Source organism: Segetibacter sp. 3557_3, assembly GCF_004354985.1.
Taxonomy (GTDB): domain Bacteria; phylum Bacteroidota; class Bacteroidia; order Chitinophagales; family Chitinophagaceae; genus Segetibacter.
The window spans coordinates 198,780-223,341 of the sequence record NZ_SMSK01000009.1 but is presented as its reverse complement, the minus strand read 5'-3'; the positions used below and the strand labels follow the sequence as shown (position 1 = coordinate 223,341).

16 protein-coding genes are annotated in these 24,562 nt (G+C 40.8%); 1 reads left to right on the top strand and 15 read right to left on the bottom strand.

Annotation, left to right across the window (positions count from 1 at the left end; genetic code table 11):
• Positions 1–438 precede the first annotated feature (438 nt).
• Positions 439–2,991, top strand: coding sequence for a hypothetical protein (locus tag EXU57_RS15025; RefSeq protein WP_133269043.1), 2,553 nt, complete (start codon positions 439–441; stop codon positions 2,989–2,991).
• Between the two features lie 731 nt (positions 2,992–3,722).
• Here the strand turns inward: EXU57_RS15025 and EXU57_RS15020 are convergent.
• From EXU57_RS15020 to EXU57_RS14950, 15 genes are all read right to left on the bottom strand, one after another.
• Complete coding sequence (locus EXU57_RS15020) at positions 3,723–4,739, bottom strand: glycosyltransferase family 2 protein (RefSeq protein ID WP_133269042.1); 1,017 nt, start codon at positions 4,737–4,739, stop codon at positions 3,723–3,725.
• Between the two features lie 189 nt (positions 4,740–4,928).
• Positions 4,929–9,047, bottom strand: a complete 4,119-nt coding sequence (locus EXU57_RS15015) for a hypothetical protein (protein ID WP_133269041.1) — start codon at positions 9,045–9,047, stop codon at positions 4,929–4,931.
• A gap of 123 nt (positions 9,048–9,170) precedes the next feature.
• Entirely contained in the window at positions 9,171–10,019 is an 849-nt protein-coding gene (locus tag EXU57_RS15010; RefSeq protein WP_133269040.1) for a glycosyltransferase family 2 protein, read from the bottom strand.
• 19 nt (positions 10,020–10,038) lie between these two features.
• Complete coding sequence (locus EXU57_RS15005; RefSeq protein WP_133269039.1) at positions 10,039–10,599, bottom strand: putative colanic acid biosynthesis acetyltransferase; 561 nt, start codon at positions 10,597–10,599, stop codon at positions 10,039–10,041.
• Positions 10,600–10,670: 71 nt separating this feature from the next.
• The gene (locus EXU57_RS15000) at positions 10,671–11,870 is read right to left on the bottom strand and encodes a glycosyltransferase (RefSeq protein ID WP_133269038.1); all 1,200 of its coding nucleotides are present in this window, start codon (positions 11,868–11,870) and stop codon (positions 10,671–10,673) included.
• Position 11,871: 1 nt separating this feature from the next.
• On the bottom strand, positions 11,872–13,035 hold the full coding sequence (locus EXU57_RS14995) for a glycosyltransferase (RefSeq protein WP_133269037.1): 1,164 nt from the start codon (positions 13,033–13,035) through the stop codon (positions 11,872–11,874).
• A gap of 295 nt (positions 13,036–13,330) precedes the next feature.
• Positions 13,331–14,605: a hypothetical protein gene (locus tag EXU57_RS14990; RefSeq protein WP_133269036.1), complete on the bottom strand. Its 1,275-nt coding sequence runs from the start codon at positions 14,603–14,605 to the stop codon at positions 13,331–13,333.
• A 92-nt stretch (positions 14,606–14,697) separates the two neighbouring features.
• Positions 14,698–15,870: a glycosyltransferase family 4 protein gene (locus EXU57_RS14985; RefSeq protein ID WP_133269035.1), complete on the bottom strand. Its 1,173-nt coding sequence runs from the start codon at positions 15,868–15,870 to the stop codon at positions 14,698–14,700.
• A gap of 110 nt (positions 15,871–15,980) precedes the next feature.
• On the bottom strand, positions 15,981–17,219 hold the full coding sequence (locus EXU57_RS14980) for a glycosyltransferase family 4 protein (protein WP_133269034.1): 1,239 nt from the start codon (positions 17,217–17,219) through the stop codon (positions 15,981–15,983).
• 19 nt (positions 17,220–17,238) lie between these two features.
• Entirely contained in the window at positions 17,239–17,700 is a 462-nt protein-coding gene (locus EXU57_RS25825; RefSeq protein ID WP_317130033.1) for an acyltransferase, read from the bottom strand.
• 136 nt (positions 17,701–17,836) lie between these two features.
• Positions 17,837–18,970 (bottom strand): hypothetical protein, encoded by a 1,134-nt coding sequence (locus tag EXU57_RS14970; RefSeq protein WP_133269032.1) that lies wholly within the window; start codon positions 18,968–18,970, stop codon positions 17,837–17,839.
• Positions 18,971–19,199: 229 nt separating this feature from the next.
• Entirely contained in the window at positions 19,200–20,441 is a 1,242-nt protein-coding gene (locus EXU57_RS14965; RefSeq protein WP_133269031.1) for a glycosyltransferase family 4 protein, read from the bottom strand.
• 502 nt (positions 20,442–20,943) lie between these two features.
• Positions 20,944–21,969 carry a glycosyltransferase family 2 protein gene (locus EXU57_RS14960; protein WP_133269030.1) on the bottom strand — a complete coding sequence of 342 codons (1,026 nt, stop codon included), beginning with the start codon at positions 21,967–21,969 and terminating at the stop codon, positions 20,944–20,946.
• A 224-nt stretch (positions 21,970–22,193) separates the two neighbouring features.
• Positions 22,194–23,171 (bottom strand): glycosyltransferase family 2 protein, encoded by a 978-nt coding sequence (locus EXU57_RS14955; RefSeq protein ID WP_133269029.1) that lies wholly within the window; start codon positions 23,169–23,171, stop codon positions 22,194–22,196.
• A 29-nt stretch (positions 23,172–23,200) separates the two neighbouring features.
• Positions 23,201–24,505, bottom strand: coding sequence for a lipopolysaccharide biosynthesis protein (locus EXU57_RS14950; protein ID WP_243745607.1), 1,305 nt, complete (start codon positions 24,503–24,505; stop codon positions 23,201–23,203).
• Positions 24,506–24,562 lie beyond the last annotated feature (57 nt).

The window sequence follows — 24,562 nt, the reverse complement described above, 5'->3', positions numbered from 1 at the left end:
GGATCTGCTAAGAAGTTTTCACCACAGGACTCTTGATAAATAATGTTTACTGCAAGGCATTGGCCAACCTTGGAAGTACAAGATTAGAAATCTTATGCTCTAAGCATTTGTTTGTTAACGCCGAATTCGGCTTAGCCAGTCTACATTCTTGGATAAATATTCAACGAAACGCACGGTAAGTTCCTCAACCTGCAAAGTCATGAACATGAATTCAAAAAATTCTCATGCCGGTGTTTTCCGTTTTTATTCAGTGTACAGAATAGTTGCTCTTTCTGACATCTCGCCACCATTTCGAAGCCTTTGAGGGTTAATGTCTTCGTTAGAATGCCTGTCCATTTTCTGCAGAATCAAAACCTTTTACCTTAAAAACAAACCAACAATATGTACGCCTATAATATGCCTAACCGCCTTTTTCATCAACGATGCAAATGGCCAGCTTTGCTGAAAAATACACTTTCATTACTTATTGCAGGTGTCACATTGCTCAGTTCGGCCTTAGGTCAGACAGCTAATGACACCAAAATAAACAACAGTTGTGGTTTTGATGTAAAAACGGAAATCTTCTATAACGTTGCTGCATCGCAAACCACGTTTAAGTGGACCATATCAAAAAATGAGGCACAACATGATTTAAGTCACTTTACGATGAGTTTTTGCCCCCCTTCTTCAAGCGTTGTAAGTAATAGTGGTGGAGGGCAGGTGCTTACTGGCCCGGATCGGTCTTGTGATCCTTCAAAAACATGTTCGGGGCCGCTTTATAAATTCGATGGTGCCGATGTTGGTAACACGCCGAAATCTTTCACCCTGGTATTAAACGGCTTGAACTACTCCTTACAGAAAGTATGTGCTATTTACAAAGCCGGTTCTGAATGTTGCGTGGGTGACATCTACGGCGTGGGTTGTTGTGTGCCACCACCATGTAGTATCAGTGGAGGTCCTGCTTCGGTGTGTCCGAATGGAACTTCCGTTTTTTCCGGGCCAGCCGGACCAAATTTGAGTTACCAATGGAGTATAACCGGGAACGGTAGTATCGAGGGTGCTAACAATCAACAATCGGTTACAGTAAAGGCCGGAGCTTCATGTGGAGCATATACACTTAAATTGAGGGTTGCCAACACGACTAATTCAGTTGACTGTCCTTCGAAAGAGTGTGAACAGACCGTAGAAGTAACAGACACTGAAGATCCAACCATACAAACTCCTGAAGGTGCCGACAAAAATCTTGGCTGCAATCCTACTATGATCGACGCTAATTTTAGTGCGCCTGTCTTTGGTGATAATTGCGGACTGAAAGGAGTGACTACAGAAGATGTTGATGGCGGTAGCGGATGTACCAAAACCAGAACCCGTACATGGACTGCCGAGGATAATTGCGGAAACAAGACTTCAGTTAGTCAGACCCTTACCTGGACGGCGGACACCCAGGATCCGACAGTACAAACACCTGAAGGTGCGGATGAAAGCCTGGGTTGCAGTCCCGGTGATATCAATAGTAACTTCGATGCGCCTGTGTTCACTGATAATTGCGGGCTGAAAAAAGTGACATCTGAAGATGTTGATGGCGGTAGCGGATGTACCAAAACCAGAACCCGTACGTGGACCGCTGAGGATAATTGTGGAAACAAGACTTCAGTCAGTCAGACGCTTACATGGGCGGCAGACACTGAAGATCCGACCCTACAAACACCTGAAGGTGCTGATGAAAATTTGGGCTGCAATCCTGGTGATATCAACAGTCACTTTGATGCGCCTGTTTTTACAGATAACTGCGGTCTGAAAGGAGTAACGACTGAGGATGTCAATGGTGGTAGTGGATGCACCAAAACGAGGACCCGTACATGGACTGCCGAGGATCATTGCGGACACAAAGCTTCCGTGAGCCAGACCCTCACCTGGACCGAGGACACCCAAAAACCAATGATTACCTGTGCTGTAGTGGCTGCACCCAACTGCGGTGAAACGCCAACCTTTAACCCACCAATTGTAAGCGACAATTGTGGTGGCACTATCACACCACAAGGTGGTAATCCATCAACAACGACAAACCCGGATGGGTCAGTGACCTGGACCAAAACGTGGACGGCGACAGATGCCTGCGGTAACCAGTCTTCCTGCACGCAGACAATTACCATCCCCGCTTGTCTTAACCACATCTTCCCAACTGGTACAACATGTGAGAACTTCAAGAACCAGGATGTCGCTCCATTAGAGTCTTTATGCTTCAAGCAAAGCGGCGGTAAAGTTACAAATGCCAGTAGCCCAGGTGCGTGGTTCTATTACGCCTATGTTGAAAAGCCTGCCGGTGTCACTACGCTAAGCATTAAACTAGCGCAAAGTAATGATGGTGTGATCCAGGGATTGTTTACTACAAATGAAATCAAGGTCTGGACTTCAAACTGTACCCAAATCACCAGGAACGGCACAATCAGTTACGCTGATCCTTCTCAACCGGTGATTACGCTAAGCGGATTAAGTAGTGCTCCACAAACCTATGTGGTTTCGGTTAAGTACAACAGCAACTCCATCGTTGGCAATAAGGTAACCGGCAATTCTTCGGTTTACAACTTTAGCACTTTTTACGGAACCGGTGCTAATCCGCCAACTATACCAGTTCCGGGTAGTACAGAAACAATAACTGCTCAGGATTGCCAGGTAGTTACCAGTACATCTCCAGCCATCTCCAATACGGATCTGTCAAAAGCGGTGACCCCGGATATAGTTACAACCAGGCTTTCCGTAAAGGCGTCACCTAATCCGTATGGTAGTAAAGTTCGCTTCGTCGTGAAGTCTCCCGTATCTGGAAAAGCAACCTTGGAAATTTTCAATTCTCTGGGACAAAAAGTGTCTAGCGTATTCCAGGGTGCCGTTCAAGCAGGTGTCAGCCAATCATTTGAATACAACGTGCCTGAAAGTCACCGTACGAGCCTGATTTACGTCTTAAGGGTAGGTAATGAGAGGATAACAGGCAAATTGCTCCACTCAAAAGAATAATTAAGGGCAATTATCATTTCTAACCAGGTATACTTCTAGAGACACCCCAACCATGTTGGGGTGTCTCTTTTTTGATGTATTATGATTCAATGTCGTTTACTTAAGAGAAATCTTTGGTGACCAGCTGTGGGGATTCTATTTGCCATCGTTGCCCGCCCGGATGAACTGCGTTCGGACGGGTGTCACTCCCTTGTACCGCATCCCTTTATTCACCAATTTCTGCCACTCACCTTAAGTAAACGACATTGTATTATTATTTCAGAAGAATCATAAACTTTATCCCGATGTAAATCAGCTTGAGGTAAATGTATTAATTGGACAAATGATTCTAAATCCCCTGGTAGAATTCGTGAACGCATTCAGAAAGGTGCAGGAACCTGCATGATGTCAATTAATGATAGAATAGGACTAATCTTCAATGTACACCTTCGTTTTCAATCATTATGTTTCGGAGCGTCTTTGGGTCGTTAATAGCAAAAAAAATAGGCTGCCCGAATGGGCAGCCTATTTGCGTTTTATAGAAAGAAGAAAGAAGCGGTTGATAGCAACCATTCCGTTTTTAGAAATGCAGAACTTATGTGCTGATTCTTTTTGAGGGCTTGATGTTTCGGGTGGGTATGATAGGGTTATAGTTATGCTGTAGATCCTTGTGAGCAGCATTGCCCGTTCAATTGGGCAGGGCAGGAGTTTGGGGATTAAAGGGGCGCTGTGTCTAAATATCGATCCGGATTTTATGATTTACTCAACCGAAGTAACTTCTCCAGTTCTTTGTAGCGGAAAATGAACATTAGATAAAACCTCAAAAGCCAATAAAGGGTCTTAAAACTTTTATAGATCCCGAAGGCACCGCGGGCCTGTCGTAATGCAGCCCTCCTGTCAGACGACAATAGTGCATTAGCCAGTTTTAAAGAGTAGATGGAGTAGTATTGTAGTGCCGCTGCTTTGAGTTTTCGTTTACTGGTATCGGGCAGGTAGTTTTGTATTATTTCAATAACGGTGCGGATGTCCTTAATGTTTTTGCCCGACACTAAAAATTGGTGGCTGATACTGGCAGGATTGGCTATTCTGTATTGCGCAAGCCGCTTTGGCGAATAGGCGACTGGGTATTTTGACGCTATTCTCGCCCACATTTCCCAGTCTTCACCATAGTGAACAGCAAAGAAACTGCCCAGGTTTTCGTACACATCCCTTTTTACAACCATTGCAGGCGGCTGGATGAGTTGTCGCCGGGCAATCCTGGTCAACAGGTCCGGAACAACACCTATTTTCTGTAAGAGCAGGTTTTCGGGTCTGATAACGACCTTACCCCGGATATCAATCATCTCAAAACTTGTGAATGCCGCTCCTGTTTCGGGATGGGCAACAAAAAGTGCATGGATCTCCTTATAAAAACCGGGCGCTACGAGGTCATCCCCGTGTAAAAGGTGTACCCAGTGGCCGGTTGCACGCGACAAACAAGTTTCAAAATTGCGCAGGCTGCCCACGTTCGTTGCCTGCCTGAAATAACGGACTCTTCCCTGGCCCAGTGCTAATACCAATGCTTCCACGTCACCGTCGGTGCTGCAGTCATCAACTACTTCTATCTGCATGTTGTCAACCTGGTCAGCCTGGGACAAAACACTTTTGAGCGTATGCGATAGATAGGGAAGGCTATTATAAACCGGGATCATTACAGACCATTGGGGCCTGTTTATCCCTATGGGAACAGGTGGAATTATCGGAGGGTTAACAGGAATACGTTCAAACATTAAAGGCTGTTTCTCCAGGTTAGGGCTCTTTATGGTAAAGGAGCGATTTAGCGGGGCTAAATTATATAATAAAGTATTTGAATGCAATTAAACGAATGTTTCTCTTTGTTATTGCTGTGTGATTTCCTGTTTGTATATCAGTGGTGCTTTGGTGAACAAAACGCGATGGGGTACTTCGTGAAGGGATTATCAAAGAAGGGTTAAACAGTGGACAAAACCGGAGGGGGGAGAAGTGCTTTTTAGAAGGTAAAACGGGGGGTGGATTTGAAAAGTTAAGACCTTATGGGTCTCCTTTATCGTAAGTGTCGGAGCAATTGCACCTGCTTTCGCCTTAATGAAAAACGCGGTACCTGGCTTTATCAACAACAAACTGGTATCAGTGCTGTTCGCATCAACCGTTCGATAGCCTTGGGTATTTGGATCCCAGAAAGTATAAGTGCTTTCAAAGTGCGCCGCGTTCGCGGTTGTAGTATCAGTATAGATTTTTTTCCAGTCAATCACGCATGCGTAAGGATTGGTGACGAGGCTTGACCTGCCCCTTCCTTCCAGGTTGCTGAAGACCTGGTCGCCCGTGAGCAAGGTACCGGTTGTGCGTAGGGTGGTGTGCCACGATGAGTCCTGGTGATAGGCTTTGCTAAGGTCGTAACTCCGGCTGCCACGGATATAAATCAGGTAGCCCTTTTTTGCATCAAGGGTGGTTGCATTCGTATTCAGGACTGGCACCCACCCCTGGGAGGGAGCAGCCTGGTTAAACGTAGATAGGGAACTTACTGCGGTCGCTGTGGGGTCAAAACCCGATCCTGTTGGGCCGGAGCCGGTGATGTGGGTGCCGAAGCCAGGTTTAATATCGGTGTTATTGTTTATTGTTAAGTTGGTCTGACCTTCCTGCCAGTTATCACGTATAAACGGTTTGACACTGGCAATTGTATTCACAATTGGTGCTAAAAGCAAGTTTTTTCGGCTGCTTGAAGAGCTAATGAAGTGTTCTACGGTTACCTCACCACGGATCGTTCCAGTAGAACTGCCAATACTTCCAGTTCCCCAACAATCAGATTTAAGATTAAGTTTGGCGCCGGGATTAATTATGATATCGTCATCTGGACCATCATTAACAATAAATTGGGCATTTGGGTGTAGGTTAAGTACAGCACCTGGGAGGAGATTGAGTTGGTCGACAACAATTGTATCATTCAAAGAAATGGTATGTTCAGGTTGAATTACGATGCTGTTTGCAGAACTATCTGGAACAGTTGACGCGTTTGACCAGGTCTGGTTGTCCGATGAAGCTTGCCAGGAAGCAATATCAATCCATTCTCCACTTGCACGAGTACGATAGTAAGTCCCTTTTCTATGAAACGTAAACCGCATTTTCGCAAAGTCAATTGTTTTGATATAGGCTGGACCATTTACATAATCAAAGTATAGTTGAAGCGTCTTTGGACTCATTAAATCGCCTTCAGCATCGAAAGATTTTACTGTTACGCTCTCAAACTTTCCATACTTTACACTGATCTTGCGGTCTTCCATCGTAAACTCAATAGACTGGAATTTATTCATCATGGAGAAGACCTCATCTCTGCTGCCGGTGAAGATTAAGGTGTTATTTGCATAAAGGTTGACAACTGGAAAATCACTCCATATCAATGTTGTAAAAAATCGCACAAGGATTTTTCCTGCATTATCCAAAACCTGAAGGTACATACTGGTACCAAAGCTCATATTAGGATTGTTATTCTCATAGCTAACTGTGCCGTAGAGTTTCCAAGACAGTAACTGATTATAATCACCTAATTTTCGGTTTACAATGAAAGGGCTTTGGGTATGTTGATATTGAACAAAAAGGTCTGGTGAAACAATATCATCGTATGTTTTTACATTAGTTTTGACGCTCCAATACTGATCATGGCGCGTGTACTCATCCTTAGTCGGGTGTCTGGTCCATCCTGCAGCACTATCAGGCAAAATACTGTGAATGGGTAATTTTTCAAGTAAATCAATTCCCGGCAGAACTGGACGCTCGGCCGTCCGTTTAAAGAACCTTGTAATCGGGATGATTTGTTCTCGAACACTTTCGATACCTGATATTTTCCAACGATGTAAACCAGAGTGGTAGCTTTCATCACCATGATACATGTAAATGCTTTTATCTACTCTTGTCAGACATATTGTTAGAGCATTACCGGCCATCTCAGCAGGAGCAGCAAGATCACGATTTATCTTTTGAACATTTGTTCCAAAATTTCTTAGAAGCAACCCATTCTTAAAAAATAATTTATATTCATTAGTCTGCCCGCCTTTCCAGAATTCACCATGGTGTCCTTGAACGATAAAGTCGCCACAAACCCGGGCTTGGCTGCCAGGGTAATTTGTTTCATTTCCTACATCATACCGTTCATCACTAGGAAACTCACCAGCATATGTTTTACTTGTATTATAAGCTGTTTTAAAAGTAAATTTATTTGTTCGCATATTTAAAGCGCCTAAGTGGTACCCTTTGCTTTCAAAGGGGTTTAATGCTGCACCTCCATCAAACGTAATAATATTCTCGTTTTGGATCTCGCCGAAGGTTCCATTAGTTCTGTTGCCGTTGAATACAGGATCTGTTTCGTTTTTTAATAGTTTAGCTAAAATTATTGGCGGTCCGAATCGTGGATTGTCGTCGGAACCAAATCCAAGCAGCGAATGCTTTATCCACTTCACTGTGTCGTTTACCACGCTTGTTTCTGGCGTTACATAGTATATTCCATCTGGGTAGAGATTAGCAATTCCGGAGTAATAATCTTTGATTGGCCGCAAGCCGGTGCGATCTATCAACTCTACCAATTCTTTTCGGTCTTGCTTGATGTTGTACGCAAAACAGTAAGTTCGTTTATTTTGTAGTGTAACAACATCACTTAGACACACAAAATTGTTGTCGTAGGCTCCATAAACACCTGGTGTTGCCCAATTTTTTACAAGCTGCCAAGAGCCATTGTTTGGAAGCAATGGTTTTGAGTAATCAATTTTAAATTCCAGAAACTTCAAGAACGCTCTAGACGAGTCACCTTTATCTAAAGCGACAGCATATGTATTCGGGCAATACATGATGCGGTTGATAAAAACCCTTGAGGAGTCAAACTGTTGTACCCGGTAGTTCATGCCATCTTTCACCCAGAATGAACCATCACGGTCGAAGGAGATAAAAGTAGAGAGAGCATCAAAATAAAACTTTTCATTACCAACTTCCGGCCCATTTAGATACCCCCCTTTTTTTCCTAAAGTCCAAATCACAGACCCATCTAGTGTTGAGTAGGCTATCAGCTGTTGGGAGTCTCCACCGTCAGCAGCTACAATAAGATTGTCCTTTGTATTTAGTTCTATCGCCTTAAGATCACTGAACGTGCCAATGAGTGACTTTTCCGAGAGAGTTCCATTTACATTCACCCGATAATTTCTGATCTCTTGAGAAGTGCCAATCCAAAGACCGTCAGCAGAGTCAGTAGCAACTGATTTTATTCCAGGCACAAATAGGTTTTGGATCAGAGCCCCAGTCGTTTTATTGTAAACAACTAAGTTTTGATTCGTTGCCTCGGCAACAAAAAAGAAATTGCCACCTTTTTGAACGGTTATATCCGTAATGCTGAGATTGCTACAGTACGCAAAGCAATTATAGCTTCCTTTTGAGTAATCTAGATCGATGTTTTGGCCATTAGGGAAACTGACTCTTTTATCATCGTTTACCTTTGTCCCGAAGATAAAAAATTTGTTGTATTCTCCTCCGATTTGACCCCTCGATCCCCAATAAACATTTATTCCGTCTGAACAAACAAGATAGCTATCACAATGTCCGGCACCATACAAGGGTATGGCGACATTAGGATTAGAGGTTGACGCCTTATGCTGAGTTTTCCGTAGTTCATCATACTGAGTAGCATAATAGATATTGCCGCCTGTAATGCACATATCAGACATAAAAGAATAGCCCCTGTGAACCCCCGATCCAACCTTTGAGGAAGATGTATTTCCAACAACACCCTCCCAGTTTGCTTTGATGTTATTGGAGATAACTTTAGCATTGTAGTCTCCTGAGTCGGCTATTTTACCAGCATCATCTGTTCCGTCCCAATTTACCTGAAAAGTTCCTGCCTCATACATTCTCCCGCTCCAAAGAGTTTTGATTAACGTATCTTTTTTATAGATGCCTGCACTTGTTGTAGCCTTTTCTGATAAGGTAAAAGTCAAGGCTGAGTCAATGCCTTGGCCGCATAAGGAATTTTTCGCAGTAAATCCTAGTACAATGAAAAAAAACCAGAATATATGTGAATTCATAATTAGAACATTGATTATGACCTCAGAACTGTCCTTATCTAAGTGTTTGCTCATTGCCAAACAATTCTGCCATAGCTTTAAATGATTCGTCATACGACCAGAAATTCAGCTAAGCTGAATACCCTACTTACTAATTGCGTCCTGCCTAGATTTTTCTTGTATTCGGCAGTATATCTGATTGAAGTACGACATCTTCAAAATCGCGAACGCCAAGCCTCTGGATCCATCCCGAAAACCGCCTAGAAAAAAGAAGCTGCCGAAAAAAAAGATAGGGCCTATCCAAACACTCCGCATTATACGGTACTTCAACTTCTGTTTCCAAGTCCATTTAACTGCAGAGGAAGAACTTGCGTGTGTTTTCAGAAATCTTTCAGCTTCCCAAGCTGCATACTCAACATGCTTAGTTATATATGAGGCTATTCCCCTGTAGTCCTGATGATCAATCTGGCTTTTGATTTCACCTAAGTCACCCATTATAACGGGGTGCTCATGAATTTCCATGTCTAATTTGCTCCAATTGTTTTCATTGATCTTTTCGTATTCGCCTGCGCTTGTATGAAATAAGGCTAATTTTCTTAATGGGTACCCTCCTTGTAACTTTTTGCCCATGAAATAAATTGAGTATCTAAGCCAATATCCACACTTCTGCTCACTAGATAATCTCCTCCTTAGTTCAGTTTTGAAGCTTTCGGTGAGATATTCATCTGCATCCAAAAACAAAATCCATTTAGTGTTAGGTGCGTGATTTCTCAGGTACCAATTCCTTTTTTTAGGAAATTCTCCGTTCCAATCAAAGTTTAAGAAACGTGCACCGTGATTTATTGCAATTTCTTTTGTCAGATCAGTACTATTAGAGTCGATAACGACAATTTCTGTTGCAAAGTCACTTCCTATTGCTTTTAAACACCCCGCCAAATTTTTCTCTTCATTTCGCACAGGGATGACAATTGTCATATCAATTAAAGTGGACATATAAACGATATTGTATTTTTTAGACCTTAGCTACTTCAATTCCAAAGTTCCTTTCTTTAATCGGTTTACATGGAAAGCCGACACATACCATCCAAGATGGCATATCTTGACTTACCACTGATCTAGCACCGATAACACATCCTTCTCCTATTTTCACCCCCGGATGTACAAATGCTTCTGCAGCAATCCAGGCTTGTTTGCCAACTTGTATCGGTTTTGAAATCAAAGGAAAGCCAGGAACGCTATAATCATGAGTTCCCGCGCACAAATTTACACCTTGAGAGATGACAGCTCGTTCGCCAATGGAAATTTTGGCCTGTGAATATAATATTACGCCATTTGCAATGCCAGACTCATTAGCCAGTTCTAAATTCCAGGGTGCCCAGATTTTAGCATGCGGATATACATGAACCCTTTTCCCCACCTTTGCTCCAAAAAGTCGGAGCAAAAAAGAGCGCCAAGAATGTAAAGGCGTAGGGGACCACTTGAAAAAGATTGAAGCTGTTACATTCCAAGCCAATCTAGCTATGCGGTTTTTTAAAGAAAACGAGGGACCTGTATGCGTATCTACGTTATGCATTATGCCTGAGTATAGAACTATTGAATATTCTTCGGTGATGAGGCTTCACGACTGATAGGGAAATCACGGAGCTAATCAAGTGTAAAACTTTCAATTATTTTACCGATAGTAGCATCTATCGAAAAGTTATTAATGTACAATTCTTTGGCTCTCGCTCCCATCTCCAGCTGCATACTTTTATCCATTTGCAACCATGTTTCAATGAGCTGTTTAACGCCCTCTAATGAATTAATGTCAATTATACCGGCTTGAGCCTGACTGATTTCTTGCCAAATATTCACCTGATTTGAAATCAAAACGGGTTTACTACACGAGAGTGCTTCTGCAACAGCAATCCCAAAATTTTCCTGGTGGCTTGGGAGAATAAAGACATCGCAGCCGTAAAAAGCTCCCCACTTCGCCTCTCCTGATAACATGCCCGTAAAGAATACCTGATTTTGAAGTTTTCGTTCCAAAACCAATTCCTCGATCATTTTGCCATACTGAGTTTCCAATCCGGGGCCTGCAATTACAAGTTTAGGCACGTTCTTATGTTTTCTTAGACATGAATCGTATGCTTTAATAAGAAGATCAACCCCTTTTTTTTCATGTATACGGCTTATAAATAGCATGTATGGTTTATTGACCAGCGCGGGGCATCTCTTCAGAAAAGCGACGTTCATGCTGATTTCAAAAAGCGGGGGGGCCTCTGTACCTAAACCTACTACTATCTCGTTTTTAGGACGATATGGACGAAAGGTTTGCTTAGCTAAAGTTTGTTCTATTTCACAAGTGAATAACAAACCGTCTGCCTCTTGTATTAATTTCCGTTCGAGAAGTTTCCAATAAAACCAATTTCTGACTGCTTTGATTTTTCTTCCCGGAGCATTTTGGAAATAAGGGTCAAGCATGCCATGAGGCATTACGAACAGCTTCGGTTTCTTTGACTTCAAAAGTCCTAACTGACTCTTTTCACGCAATCTCCTAGTTGCTTTTCTGATCGCATAACTATGATAGAGCCATAATCCATGCACAACAACCACATCAAATGATCCTGTTTGTTGATACAGATATGGAAGTAAGGTTGAGCTATATTTCCAAGGACCTTTCGAGGGACCTTGGGCAATGATTGTAAAAGAATTGTTTACATTATGAACGGATTTACAATCTTCCAAAGTTACAATCACATTTTCAATCCCTGAACCTGCAAGTCCCGAAACTAGCGTTATTACAGCTTGGCCTACTCCACCTTGCTTAGGATTAAGGTCAGGTACGAGATGTAGTATTTTCATATTACCTAGATAATATCGATAAATAAATCGCTTCAATTTGATCTATAGCTGAGTCAGTGTCAAATCTTTTTGAATTAGCTACGCTTAACTCGACAACTTCTTTTCGCTTACCGGAAGATAAGGTTAATACCTTGTTGACCATTTCGGCACCTTCACTCGCCCATTTATTCTCAAAAGTCTCATGTTTTGGTCGTTTACCTATGTAAAAGCCGGCAGCTGCAGCTACTTCTGTCATTGGCGCTTCATTCGTAGTAATGACTGGACACCCCGACGCCATCGCCTCAGCAATCGGCCACCCAAAACCTTCAGCATAAGATGGAAATATGAAAACGGAGGCGCCGGAATATGCCATATTAATATAGCAGTCTTGAAGGTCACTTATAAAATGAATATCCTTTTGGAAAACAGATTGTTCATGAATTGCGGTTAGATCTTCTGAAGGAGCTTCTCCAATTAACAAAAGTGGTAAACGCATGTCATATAAAGCCCGCCATTTATTATAGATTTCCACAACTCCAGGACGATTCTTGTACCATTGATTTCCTCCGACGTGAAGTATGTATCCAAGCGAAAGATCTACTCCCACCTTATTTCCTAGTATAACTCTTGCTTGTTGTAAATCTAGAAGCTCAAAGAAGTTATTTAATCCATTGTAAACCACCTCAGAAGTTTCATAGTTAGATCGGATGAATTGATGTAAGTCCGCCTTTGTTTTTTCTGACACTGAAATGAAATGTTTCCCTCGTGAGTAACCTCGTCTAATGAACGACTGATATTGACGTCCAAACCACCCTGTTCCATGTTCTGCAACTTTACCCACCGCAGAGAGCTGGGCAAGAAAGTCGTGGCAATGAATAACATGTCGACGATTTGCAACTAATGGTACCCATGGGCCTAATGCTTGATCAGCGAAAACAAACAACGTCTCTGATGGCATGCCTTTTATTTTTCGACTAACATCTGAAGGAAATATGATATACTGATCGATATAGCCAAACCACTTTCTTAATGGTTTAAGCCATGCCAAATCATGCCACTTACTCCCTGGAGCAAAAATTTCAATTGTATGTCCACGAGGTTCTAATCCACGTACTAACATATTTGTAAAACGTGGCATACTTTGATGCCCCAGATATTGTGGGTGGGCGAAGATGACAATGTACATATTTTCTTATGCTTATCAGGCTATTGCTTCGAAATCGGATTGCGAGGGTAACCGTCAGAACGTTGGTAATCTTAGGCTCTAAATTAAGCTTTAACAATGTTTAGTTTTAGAAGTTGACCTTTTTGTTCCGAGGAGCGTTCCTGGCACCGTAATTAAGAGTGTTCTGATGACATCGACGACATCCAGTCAGCATTTCCATCTATAATTTATTTACTTTAGAATAATAATTAAAGACAGTTTGCGACATCCCTGATTATTCTTGAATAAGAAACTTGTTTGCATTCATGCGATTGCCTTAATGTTTCCGCATTGAAGCTAGCCAAAGACCACCTGTTAAACCTACAAAGCCGAGAGCCGTAGGCTGATGTAATTGCCCCTGGGCGACAATCAAGATGCCAACACTCATAAGCAACCAGGGAAGAAGGTCATTATTATTTAATTTGCGAAAGCTTAATATGCTAAGTTTAAGCGCAAAAACGACTCTATAAATTATTAGAAAAAGACCTAGCACACCCATTTCTCCAACTTCCCTCATCCATTCAAAGTCTGCTAATAATGCCACCTTATTATTCCTAAGCAATTTAACACCTAAAGGTGTACCACTTCCGATGCCGAATCCAAACATACTATTGTCTACAGATGACTCAACGCCTCTTACTAAGGCTCCGAGAAATCTATTTCCTAATACGCCTTTCACTAAACCTCCCTCGTGCTGATTGGCGCCCTCAAATCGGCTGGAGAATACATCAGAAGCAGTCTCAAAAAAGCTGACCTCACTTAGAATTTTAAAAGCAACTGAGATTATTATTGCACCAAACAATACTTTAGTAAGGAGTCTTGGGTTCTTGTAAATCGCTAATATTAGGAATAAAATCGAAACTGCTACTTGCAAAAAGAGCCCTCGACTGATAGATAAGGGTATAGCCACCAGCAACCCTCCGGTCGCTGATATTAATACCAGTTTGTTGATTCTCTTCTGATATAACCAGAAATAAATCAGAAACGGAGCGACTAAACTATAAAAACACGTTGTTCCATTTGTAAAGGAAAAAGTTCCAGGCGGGCGAAAGTAGCCTAAGGCACCCCCAAACCCTGCACCTTGTTCATCACCACCCACCCCGCGATTTACCCAAGCAGATTGGGGGCTATAGAATTGCAAGGCTAGTAAGATCGTCATTGGAGCTGAGATTGTAAGAAGAAACCTACCCACTTTTACTACATCCTCTTGATCGAAAACATTTCCAATTACGAAGATTAAAGGAAAATAAAGAAGTAGGGTGCGCACTCCGTAGATAGCTGTAAAAATGTTGCCGTGACCCATAAACAATGCCGTAAAGAAGCTTATGCTCCCAATCATAGTAATTAAAAAGAGATACATGTGAAATTTTAGCAAACCTCGGTTCAATGCTATGATAATCAGAGCGAGAACAATCGGATCACGCACGATAAGTAAAGGCTCAGACAAGGCAGGCAAAAACCACTTTCGTAAGGCTCCTTCAAATATCCATAAAAAAAGGAACAGCCAGATTCCTCGCTTTAGCCAGTTGTCGAGATTCCTTTCAACGCTCATAGATTTCTGGATGGCTAACCGCTCAGCAGTCACATTTATTTGTCGTCTCACCGCTGTACTCAAGCTTATTTGGACAGATTTGCTACTATCAATTACGGGTAAATTGTGAGACCTTTCAAGTTCTGAATAATTTGGTCATAGCTATAAGTCTTAAGTATTTCCTCCGGCGAAGTGCATCGTGTTAATGTGTTTTCGAAAAGCACCTGTTTTAGCTTTTGTGCAAGTTGACGTACGTCACCAGTTTCATATATAAACCCATTATCACCATTTATCACCAAGTCTTGAGAACAGCCTGTTAATTCGGAAACAATGACAGGCAAGTTGAAGTTCAAAGCTTCATTAACAGCGAGTCCCCATGTTTCCCCTACTGAAGAACACATAACGAAAACATCACCGATGGCATAATACTCTGATACCATACTTTGGTTAACAAAGCCAGTGAGAATGACTTGTTTGAGATCGAACTTATTTATGTACTCCTCTAACTGATTTCGTAATTCGCCGTCGCCAACCATAATCAACCAACATTCTGGACTGTTTAAAATGTGAAAAGCTCTTAGGACATCTATAGGATTTTTTTTAGGTATGTACTTTCCAGAAAAGATTATTACTTTGTCTTGTATTGGAATACCCAGGTTGTTTTTCAAACTAAATAGACTCCGCTCAAGCTTAATCCGCTCTTTACGAAAGCGATCATTATCAACGGAATAAGGACAGAAAACAAGTCTATTATCGGGTATGCCATAACTCTTATAGAAAAGCTTGTTTTGTGTACCAATGTATAGGAAGTAGTCAACATTTCGAAAGACAAAATGCTTCAAGAAAATTATCCTTAACCATGTTTTCCATCCTCTTTTTAATCTTTCGTGAGTCAGCGGTGACTCAACCCTAAGGCAGATTTTGTGTCTTTTCCATCCTGCTACAAGAAGGATCAAGAGGTGCGTGAAATAATGGTAGCCATGAACAATTATAACTGCTTTAGGTATACGAAGAACTTTCCAAACCATGCCAAGGTTTACGAGGCCAAAAAATCCGTTCGAATGAGACGGTTTCCAAGAGTAATTTTTAAAAAACTCGTATTCATATCCGTTCAAGAGAGGGATATCCCATTTCAAGTGAACGCCAAACTCCTGATCTAAGCCACCACGTATTGACTCGTCAGAACAATACCATGCTTTGGTTTTTACACCCTTTTCATTCATGTAATTGTAAAGCGGAGCAAAGTATTGAATGGGATGTGAATTGATAAAAACGATTTCTTTCAAAAAGAATTTATTTATGTGTAAGCTTATGCTTTGTAAATAACCTAAAATCGCACGGGAAAGGAAAATTTGTTTTTTTAATCGATTTGTTCCCGAAAAGATTAGCCGATGCGTTAGTGATTATTACGGAGTGCTTTGGACAATTCTTCTCTATAAGCCTTCCAAGGGCGTTGACGTGCAGTTTCCCGTGCTTCAATTCCAACGCATTCAATTGAACTAGGCGATTTAAGTAGCTCAAGGATCTTATCTCGCAGTGCATCAGTAGAGCCGGCGGGAACTAACCAGCCATTCTTCCCATTTTCAATTAAATCCGGCCCCGCACAATTATAGGTTGCAATAACAGGTGTTCCTTGCGACATAGCCTCTGTGATAACAAGACCAAAGCCATCAAATACACTTGGAAAGACGAGTATGTCATGATCTCTCATTTCTTGTAATATCTGTTGGTTGGGTAAAGTAGGTATCCAGCGGTGCTTTGATAGTTCAACATCCAAAATTGAACAGTCAAACGTCGGCTTTGACCCAATAACCGTTAAACTTACTTCAGGGACAAGCGAGTCTACTGCCTCAAAAAGGTTGGCTATTCCTTTTTGTTGCGAAAGGCTGCCGACGAAGAGCAGTTTCAAAGGACAGCCTTTAGCTGTTTTGATGTAATTTTTCGGCGAACCGACAGGAGGAAAGCCGTAAGGAATAATTTGGATCTTGGGTAGTTTGCCTGGAAATTGTTGTAGAGTAGTTTTTGTAAATTGACTGGCTACAAATATTCGATCGGCCAGTTTGATTTCTTCGTCTTTGATATTTAATTTTTTAATTGAGTTTGTTAAGCCCGGCATTGTATTCTTCCAATTGGGAAACAATTTACTTTCTTCATCCAAAATCGCTAGTTTGGCCCTCCAGTATCCTGTAGGTAGGTCGTAGAAGCAGGTTAGCCCCCGCCGCTTTGCCTCCATAAATGTAGAATATGCACCATCCTCATAAGCATATACGCTTAAGAGTTTCTTATTTGATTTTTTTACGATTGCGGCAACTTTCTTGTCAAGTTTTTTTGTGACTGCATCAATCGAAAATATACCTGTCTCATCGCGTAATAGTTGTTTGATGCCAGCTTTCAATGAGAGCACTCTCCCTAACTCAAAAATCGGAGATGTTTTCGTGAAAGGCTTTAGGCATACATCTAGCTTTCGCCTTCGAATCTCTGATAAGTACGGTATACTCCCAATTCTGTCTAGCAAGGAACCTGGAAAACATGCTATAGATGTGTGAAACTCGTGTAAAAGTCCAGCCTCAGCCAAACCTAACGCCGACTCACGCACATTGTTGTTTCCTTGAGGATGATATATTATTACTTTCATAATTCTTTGAACTTTATTATCAACCTATCAACCATGCCCGGTTAGCTGCCAGGAACTCACACGGATTATAACTTAATTTGTCAGACCTGCTTCGATCAAGAACCTTTGCAGGGTTCCCTACGACTATTCGCCCTGGTGCTACTGTTTTGCTCACTACAGCCCTTGCTCCAATTACGGCACCTTTTCCTATCCTGACGCCGGGAAGTATCATTGCACCTGTTCCGATCCAAACATAATCTTCAATAAAGATGGCGGCCTTAACCTGCCCCCAATTGGGATCACAGACATCGTGAGAAGCCGTTAATAATTCGACACCATCATTTATACAAACGTTGTTACCAATAGCGACTCTCTCATGAATGTTCATTTTGATACGGCCTAAAAAGGTTTGCCTGCCAACGGACAAATATTTGAACCCTCCTGCAATTCTTACCTCGCCAATTTCTGCGGTTTCGTGTATTACAGCTCCCTTGCTAATCAATTTTCTTCGTCGCGAATTTCTTATCAAGAGTTCGGGTAAAGCAAACAATCGTTTGCCCCAAGCACGGAAAAAATCCACGGAACCTAGGGAGAATTGCGCGCGGTTGAGCCAAAGATAGCGTAGGCTTGCCATTGCATTATGAAGTTAAAAGGTTATTTAAAAGAAGTTCTGCTACTTGTGAAATCTTTATACGGTCGCCGGATCTGGTCTTTGTGGATATAAACTGCTCCAAATTGCCTTTTTTATATTCTTCCACCTCTGGTGGCAGTTCCAAGTTGTTTGTGCCACGGACCTCCCACTTCTTTGAAACACAAAGTACAGGTAGCCCATGTTCAATCATTCCAGCAGCTGAACCGCTTTTGCCTACTAGCAAATAGGGAGTTGTGACTATGCCAATCGTTGCTGCGTTTAGTTCAGTAGAAATCCGTCCTGGCAACTGTTCCCCTAGGATGATGACCCTTAGACCTTCCTTTTCCCATGCATTTTTCCATGCAAGTTGTCCAGCTCCGCAACGTCCGATCAGAGTCAGTGAAACTCTAATGCCCGAGTTTGCTTGATATAGTGCAACTTCTGTTGCAAACTCCTGGACAGGACCTCCGATGTGTATTCCCCCAAATATTATAAACGAAACCTCCTTGCGGTAACTTGCCTTCCTTATTCTTTCCGTCATCGAATCGTTGGGTTCAGCATTTACATTAGGTATATTTCCAAAAAGAGGCAGGTGGTGGCTCGCGATCCCGATATTCAAAAGTTGTTCTATGTAAATAAGAGTTTGAGTATGTATAATGACGGGTTTAAGTTTTATGACCAAATCTTTTATAATCAATTTTTGAACGTAACCCCAAACCTTATATTTTAAAGAAGCTCCAATCTCCATTCCCAACCACAACTCGTGAAACATGATATGCCACTTTCTTTTCCCTCCAACCAATTTGAGGAAGTGCGGCAAAGCAAAGGGTAGCCCTTTGGAGTCAAAAGAAAATGGTACAAATTGAAGGCTCAAGTAATTAGGATTGAAATCGTCAATGAATTCTTTTGCGAGCGCAAGGCGTGCCTTCCTTGATAAAGATCTAGGAAGCCTAAGCATAGAACGAATTATTTGTTTATCGCTATTTTTAAATCTAAGAGGAAGAAGTTGATAATTGTCACTTAGAGCGATAAGACCAATTTGATGGCCAGCAAGAGTTAATTGTGCTGCAAGCCTTTGTGTATAATCACCAACACCATCACGGCCAGGTTCAAGCGAACCGCATATAAAGAGAATTCTCATAGATGAAACAATTTACTAGACTAGACCAATTATGTTTCATAAACTTTCGAAACAAAACGTTTGCTTTAGATGCATTTTCTTTTTTGTAGATCAAATTGTCAGATAGATGCTTGAGCAATAATTACAGCGGCTGCTTGGAGAAACAAAATGATGATCTCTCAAGCTTTATCTTAGAATTGCGTATACTTAAAGTGTTTTTGGGTGGTAATTTGGGGTTGTTATGTAACAGTTAGTAAAATTTTCTTCCGAGTATCCTATTGCCTAATCTTATTGCCTCCTTTATGTATAGTTTAGGGCTTGCAACTTCAGATGTTATTTGTGGGAACTTAAACTCTTGACCTTGTTTTAATTTCACGAGGAAGTCTACCCATAGATTAATTACAGAATTTAACTCGTACTTTTGTAAGATGTATGCGCGAGCCGCTTTTCTCATCTCCAGGTTTAGTTCATCGTCTCGTAATAACCTTATTATGGCTTTGGGTAGGTTTCTATCCGGATTTTCAACCAGTAATCCTGTTTTGTTATTTAAAATAGTGTTTAGGTTGCCACCTGCCTTTCCTGCTACAATCGGCACCCCGGACAACTGTATTTCCAATGAACTCACACTGCAACTTTCTAAGGAGCCCCAAGTGTTTGGGTTTATACAAGCTACTTTGCATTTGTTGATGAGTTCAATAACTTCATTTCTGTTTAAGAGTCCAAAGCATTCGATTCGATTAGTTTTAAGATCTTGTTTCTCGCTTCCGATGTAAGGCGCAAGTTCGAGTTCATATCTATCTTCAGCGATCCCAAGGTGGCCTAACTTTGCATGATTGTTATATAACTTACCACTCCCGATTACTATTAATCGTGCCTCCGGTATCTCTTTTAATATTGTTTTCCAAGCTTTAGCCAAGTGATGAAAACCTTTGCTTGGAGTCAAAGAGCCTAAGTACAGAACGTCTAAGCTATTAGGTAGTTCTATCTCTTTTTTTACATAAACATCTTTTTCTATTCCATTTGGAATTACCACACCTTTATAGAACCCGCTTTTATGTCTTGTTTGGTGCAAGTCAAAAGTTTCGACGTAAATTATTTTTCTGACAGCAATACTTTTCGAGTAGCTATCCAAAGTTTCAACAGGATTATGTGCCCAAATCACTAAACTCACGCCTAGTAGTTCAGCTTTCGAAAGCATAAGCTCAGTTCTTTCTCGGTTTTTAAGATCATTTAGAATCAAGACTTCAACGTTCACTTTTTTGCTAGACTCTATTGCCTGATCTATTCCTGAAACTGCAATTAAGTTCACACTAGAGAAGGACGTAATTCCATTAGCAAACAAGTGCACGTCGAACTGGGGTCTTTTTGCCAACTCTCTAACTACTCGTAAAAAGGACGAATCTGTTCCACTTACACCAAGTTCTCCTCTTTCAAACTTTTCGTTCGAGAAATCCAGTATATGGCATGCATCAAAATAAAATCCAACTTTCATTGCAATAAAAAAATTACTTGAGTATGTATCTTAAAGTTTTTTAACGTCAAAACTGGTGACCGATAACAATTAAACCCTTTATCTTAGTTTGTACTTGCTTACAAATTGATCTTCTTTGTAGATAGATGCTTATACATGAGTCTAATAACTTCGTATTTTGTTGAGGTCTCTTCGTCAAATATCTAAGAAGATCCACTTTCAAAGGTGTTCACGCAATTGTACTGTTTGTAGGAATGTTCTACAAAGTGGCAATGTCATCGGATGCCTTATCTTTCGGTATTGGATTACAAAAATACGAATGTTGAAAGGGCTGTTTTCCAATTAACTTAATGCAATTCTGGTCTAGACGCGTCAGAAATACACTACTGTAATTTTATAAAGGAAATTGCAAGGTGATCCCTCGAACAATGGCTGTCCACATGTTTTCAAAAACTTAACAATACATCAGAAATATTACCATTATCTGCATATATCATGTAGCCGCTCAACTTCTTCATAACAATTACCTTAGTTGTCTTAATTTTTTACAAGCCGATAAAACTTGATTTATATTTGTCAAAATAAACGCGATAAGTTTCCTTGTTAAAGGCCTGGGGTTTTTGATTGGGGCCTCGGGAGTAAATGGATAGTTCTCTTTTATTGCTGCTAAACGAAGACCTTCCCAATCAAAGTTCCAGATGTCGTCGAGCGCAAAACGTTTCACGCCATATTTACGAAATAGTTTTAACCCCTCGTAATCGTACCAGTAATAGGCAGAGGTAGGGATTGTGTGCATGTCTATACCTTCTTTTTCCCATCCAATAAACCAAGATGTATTTGGAGTTTCATGTCTGTCCCCTTCATTTGTAAAGTCGAGCGACGAATTGTAAGCTTTTATTCGCAAGCGTAAGCTTTTAGTTCCTTTTATATTTTCGACCATGCTATACATTCTCTGCTTAGATGCTTGCGCATCTAATCTAACCAAGGCGTAATGAATAAATTTGATTTCGTCTAAATATAGTTTGGTAGCGTAGTTTGGTGTAGGAATTCTCGTACTATGAATTTCGGCAGGAGTGTGAATTGCTCCATCATCTACATAGCCCAATGGCCATCCTCCCCCATCGTAACGTATAACATTGTTTGTGCTTTTATATAACGTAGGCTTTTCAAAATAAAGTATTGTTCCCGGCTGAGCTCTCAGCATTCTTTCCCAATCGGAAGTGTAAATTGCATTGGCAGCCAAAAGCTCATCTGCATCTATGGCTAGTAAGATATTGCCGATGCCGAATTGCTGACGTGCAGTGGTGATGAGTAACATCTGCCTGGTTGCTTCATCATAATCTGGATCATTATTAATCAAAAGTGTAACTTTTGAATACTTTGAGTACAACTCAATTGATCCGTCTGTTGATTTCTGGTCTGCTATAAGGATGTGGTCCGCAAATCTACTACACACCTGTAAAAAACGATCTAAAATCCATGCCTCATTTTTGACTGGTGTAAGAACAATTATTTTCTTTGTATTCGAATATTGTGGAAAACTCGTCATAATATATTCTTATCGGGCTGCATCAACTGGTATCTCATTTTAAGCCATCGTCGTAATTATACAAGGAAGGGAACCAGAGGCAACCAACGCTAACAACCATTCATGTTCAATTTGGGTTACCATCACGCCTAGCCTCAACCGTTTTTACTTATAATCGGGCGTATCCAAAGTCGCTTAGTCACTTGTTAAATCAACACCAATTAGCTAAGTTGAGAAGGATCGGTTTACAATTCATTTAAATCCGTTTTCTTTTGCTCAACCAAATGGTTTATCAATGCGATTGCAATGGTATCAATTATGTCTTTCAGATTAAGTTGATATGATCTTTTATTGGTGAGAATATGCATCAGCCCAGATATGCCATTAACCTGAAAGTTCTGGCGGATAAAGTTCCTTTTGTGCTCTCTGCAAGCCTTATTAAAAGCTTGTCGAAGAAGGGGATATATAATTCTATCTTCTTCATTATTGGGCAGGTCTTTTAGAAAATTCCTAACCCAATTTTCAAAAGAGATTGTTGCTTGCCTTTTAAGGTCTAAACTGCCGGTGGCAGTTATGTTATAAGAAGAAAATCTATAATTTAATAACGCAAGGTGTATATAAGCAATTCCTTTATCGCCACTCATAATGAATGCGGTTAGAAAGTCACTTGTCCATGCTAAAGGCATCTTATAAAACCCGTTTTTTTCTTTTAAAACGCTTGAACGATAAACGAAGTCTGAGACAAATTGATCTCGTTTTGAACTGAAACAATGCCAAAGATAGTTATGCGTAGTTTCATATTCCGGGCAGGACTGACTTAAGCCAAAAGCAACAGAGGCCTCATCGATATACTTGGAGCGGCAGTGATATACATCTAGTTTTGGATATTTCAAAATGAGTTTCTGAAATTCTTCAAGGTAATTCTTCTGCATAGAGTCATCATCCCCCATTAGTACGAAAAAATCCCCTGAAGCAAGGCTTAAACATCTGTTCCAATTATCAACCACCCCTTCCGCGCCAATGTTCTTTTGATTTTTAAAGTATCGAATTCTCCTATCTTGATAAGCTGCAACGATTTCATCAATAGGGTCTGGCGAAAAGTCATTTATAATAATAAGTTCGAATTCTTCACAGGTTTGCGTTAGTATGCTATCGATACACTCTTTTAGAAATTTACTTTTATACGCAGGAATTCCTATGCTAAATAGTATTTTATCTGACATCTGGTTCAATATTATAATTACCCTGACGGTCAGGTAAGTTTTCTTGTTTTAATGATTTTAACGTATGAATACGTGATATACATCAACAATTGAATTAATGAGACATAAAGATTAAAATAAAGGACTCCTATTAGTGTGGAAATATCAAAAATTAGAACTCCAGTTACTATCGCAACTAAACTAAAAGTAATATATATGAGTGGATTTAGAACTAAACCTCTGCTTGAAATTAAATTATAGATAAAGCCTGTGCAAAGAAAAACACACGAGCCAAACAGGTATAGCAGCAATTCGTAATTCATAGTTTTATAAGCTGGACCTAAAACCCACAAGATTTGGTTGGAGAATACATAGGTTGCTCCTATAAAGATTATGCAAACTGAGACAAACAATAAGACTATCAAGATGAATCGTTTTGCTACTTGTCCGCTTTCTTCTGATAGTCTAGCAAATCTAGGTATCAAAATAGTTGTAAATGTCACGCCAAAAATGTTTAACAACATCACTACCCTCCCCAATGCACCTATTTGCGCTATCGATGTTGTGCTCCCCATAATGGAAAGGAACCAAATAGTTAGTTGAGTGGAAACACAGTAATATATAAGCCCCGGCATGGTTCGTTTAACAATACCGAGTATTTCACCTCGAATTCTAGTATCTGGCTTTGCTTCATCCACAAAGCCCATAGCGATTTTACGTAATTGTATGTTGCCGTAAATCCTAGGGACGGCTGCTGCTAGAATTGCAATGAATGCCCAAGGAAATACAATGACTAACAACACCGACAATACTAAACGCCAAATTCCGACAATTAATTGATTTTTCTGTAATGGAATGATTTCCTGATGGAGTCTAGGAATAATTTCCAGCAGTGAGTCAGACAAAGCTGCAAAAAAACCTAGGACCAATGAAGAAACGATAAAGATTGAAGTCATCCAAGACGCGTCATGATGCAGGAGAAGATACACTAGCACCGGTACTGACACACTTAAACTGATAATCGAAAACTTCCGTCGCAAATCAAGCCCCGTCGCCAAAACTGCGCCCAATTTCTGCCGATCCAACCAAACTTTTCCTCCATGCGCTGTAATGCCTGTACTGATACCCCCGTCTGCAAAAATGATCATCGTGCCTAACATTGTGTTTGCTAAAGTGTAAAGAGCATATTCTTTCGTTGGAAGTAATCGTATTACCAATATGCCACTTAAAAGGCCAAATGCTTGTATAAGAAGCTGAGCCGAGCCTGTTATAGACACGAGTTTACCCCACTCAAGTAATTTGACAAGCTTGATGTTACTTAATAAATTTTTTGTTTCTTGCTTAAGCAATTTCAAAGACTTTAATTATAACGTCTAATTCGTTTGGTAGTCGATGCACATTCTTCAACTAAT

What these genes read in the sequence shown, in the direction of transcription:
- EXU57_RS14965 (WP_133269031.1), bottom strand. Translation starts at nt 20,441, where the DNA reads ATGAAAGTTGGATTTTATTTTGATGCATGCCATATACTGGATTTCTCG.
- EXU57_RS15000 (WP_133269038.1), bottom strand. Translation starts at nt 11,870, where the DNA reads ATGAAAATACTACATCTCGTACCTGACCTTAATCCTAAGCAAGGTGGA.
- EXU57_RS14995 (WP_133269037.1), bottom strand. Translation starts at nt 13,035, where the DNA reads ATGTACATTGTCATCTTCGCCCACCCACAATATCTGGGGCATCAAAGT.
- EXU57_RS14955 (WP_133269029.1), bottom strand. Translation starts at nt 23,171, where the DNA reads ATGTCAGATAAAATACTATTTAGCATAGGAATTCCTGCGTATAAAAGT.
- EXU57_RS15015 (WP_133269041.1), bottom strand. Translation starts at nt 9,047, where the DNA reads ATGAATTCACATATATTCTGGTTTTTTTTCATTGTACTAGGATTTACT.
- EXU57_RS14960 (WP_133269030.1), bottom strand. Translation starts at nt 21,969, where the DNA reads ATGACGAGTTTTCCACAATATTCGAATACAAAGAAAATAATTGTTCTT.
- EXU57_RS15020 (WP_133269042.1), bottom strand. Translation starts at nt 4,739, where the DNA reads ATGTTTGAACGTATTCCTGTTAACCCTCCGATAATTCCACCTGTTCCC.
- EXU57_RS14980 (WP_133269034.1), bottom strand. Translation starts at nt 17,219, where the DNA reads ATGAAAGTAATAATATATCATCCTCAAGGAAACAACAATGTGCGTGAG.
- EXU57_RS15010 (WP_133269040.1), bottom strand. Translation starts at nt 10,019, where the DNA reads ATGTCCACTTTAATTGATATGACAATTGTCATCCCTGTGCGAAATGAA.
- EXU57_RS14970 (WP_133269032.1), bottom strand. Translation starts at nt 18,970, where the DNA reads ATGAGAATTCTCTTTATATGCGGTTCGCTTGAACCTGGCCGTGATGGT.
- EXU57_RS15005 (WP_133269039.1), bottom strand. Translation starts at nt 10,599, where the DNA reads ATGCATAACGTAGATACGCATACAGGTCCCTCGTTTTCTTTAAAAAAC.
- EXU57_RS14990 (WP_133269036.1), bottom strand. Translation starts at nt 14,605, where the DNA reads ATGAGCGTTGAAAGGAATCTCGACAACTGGCTAAAGCGAGGAATCTGG.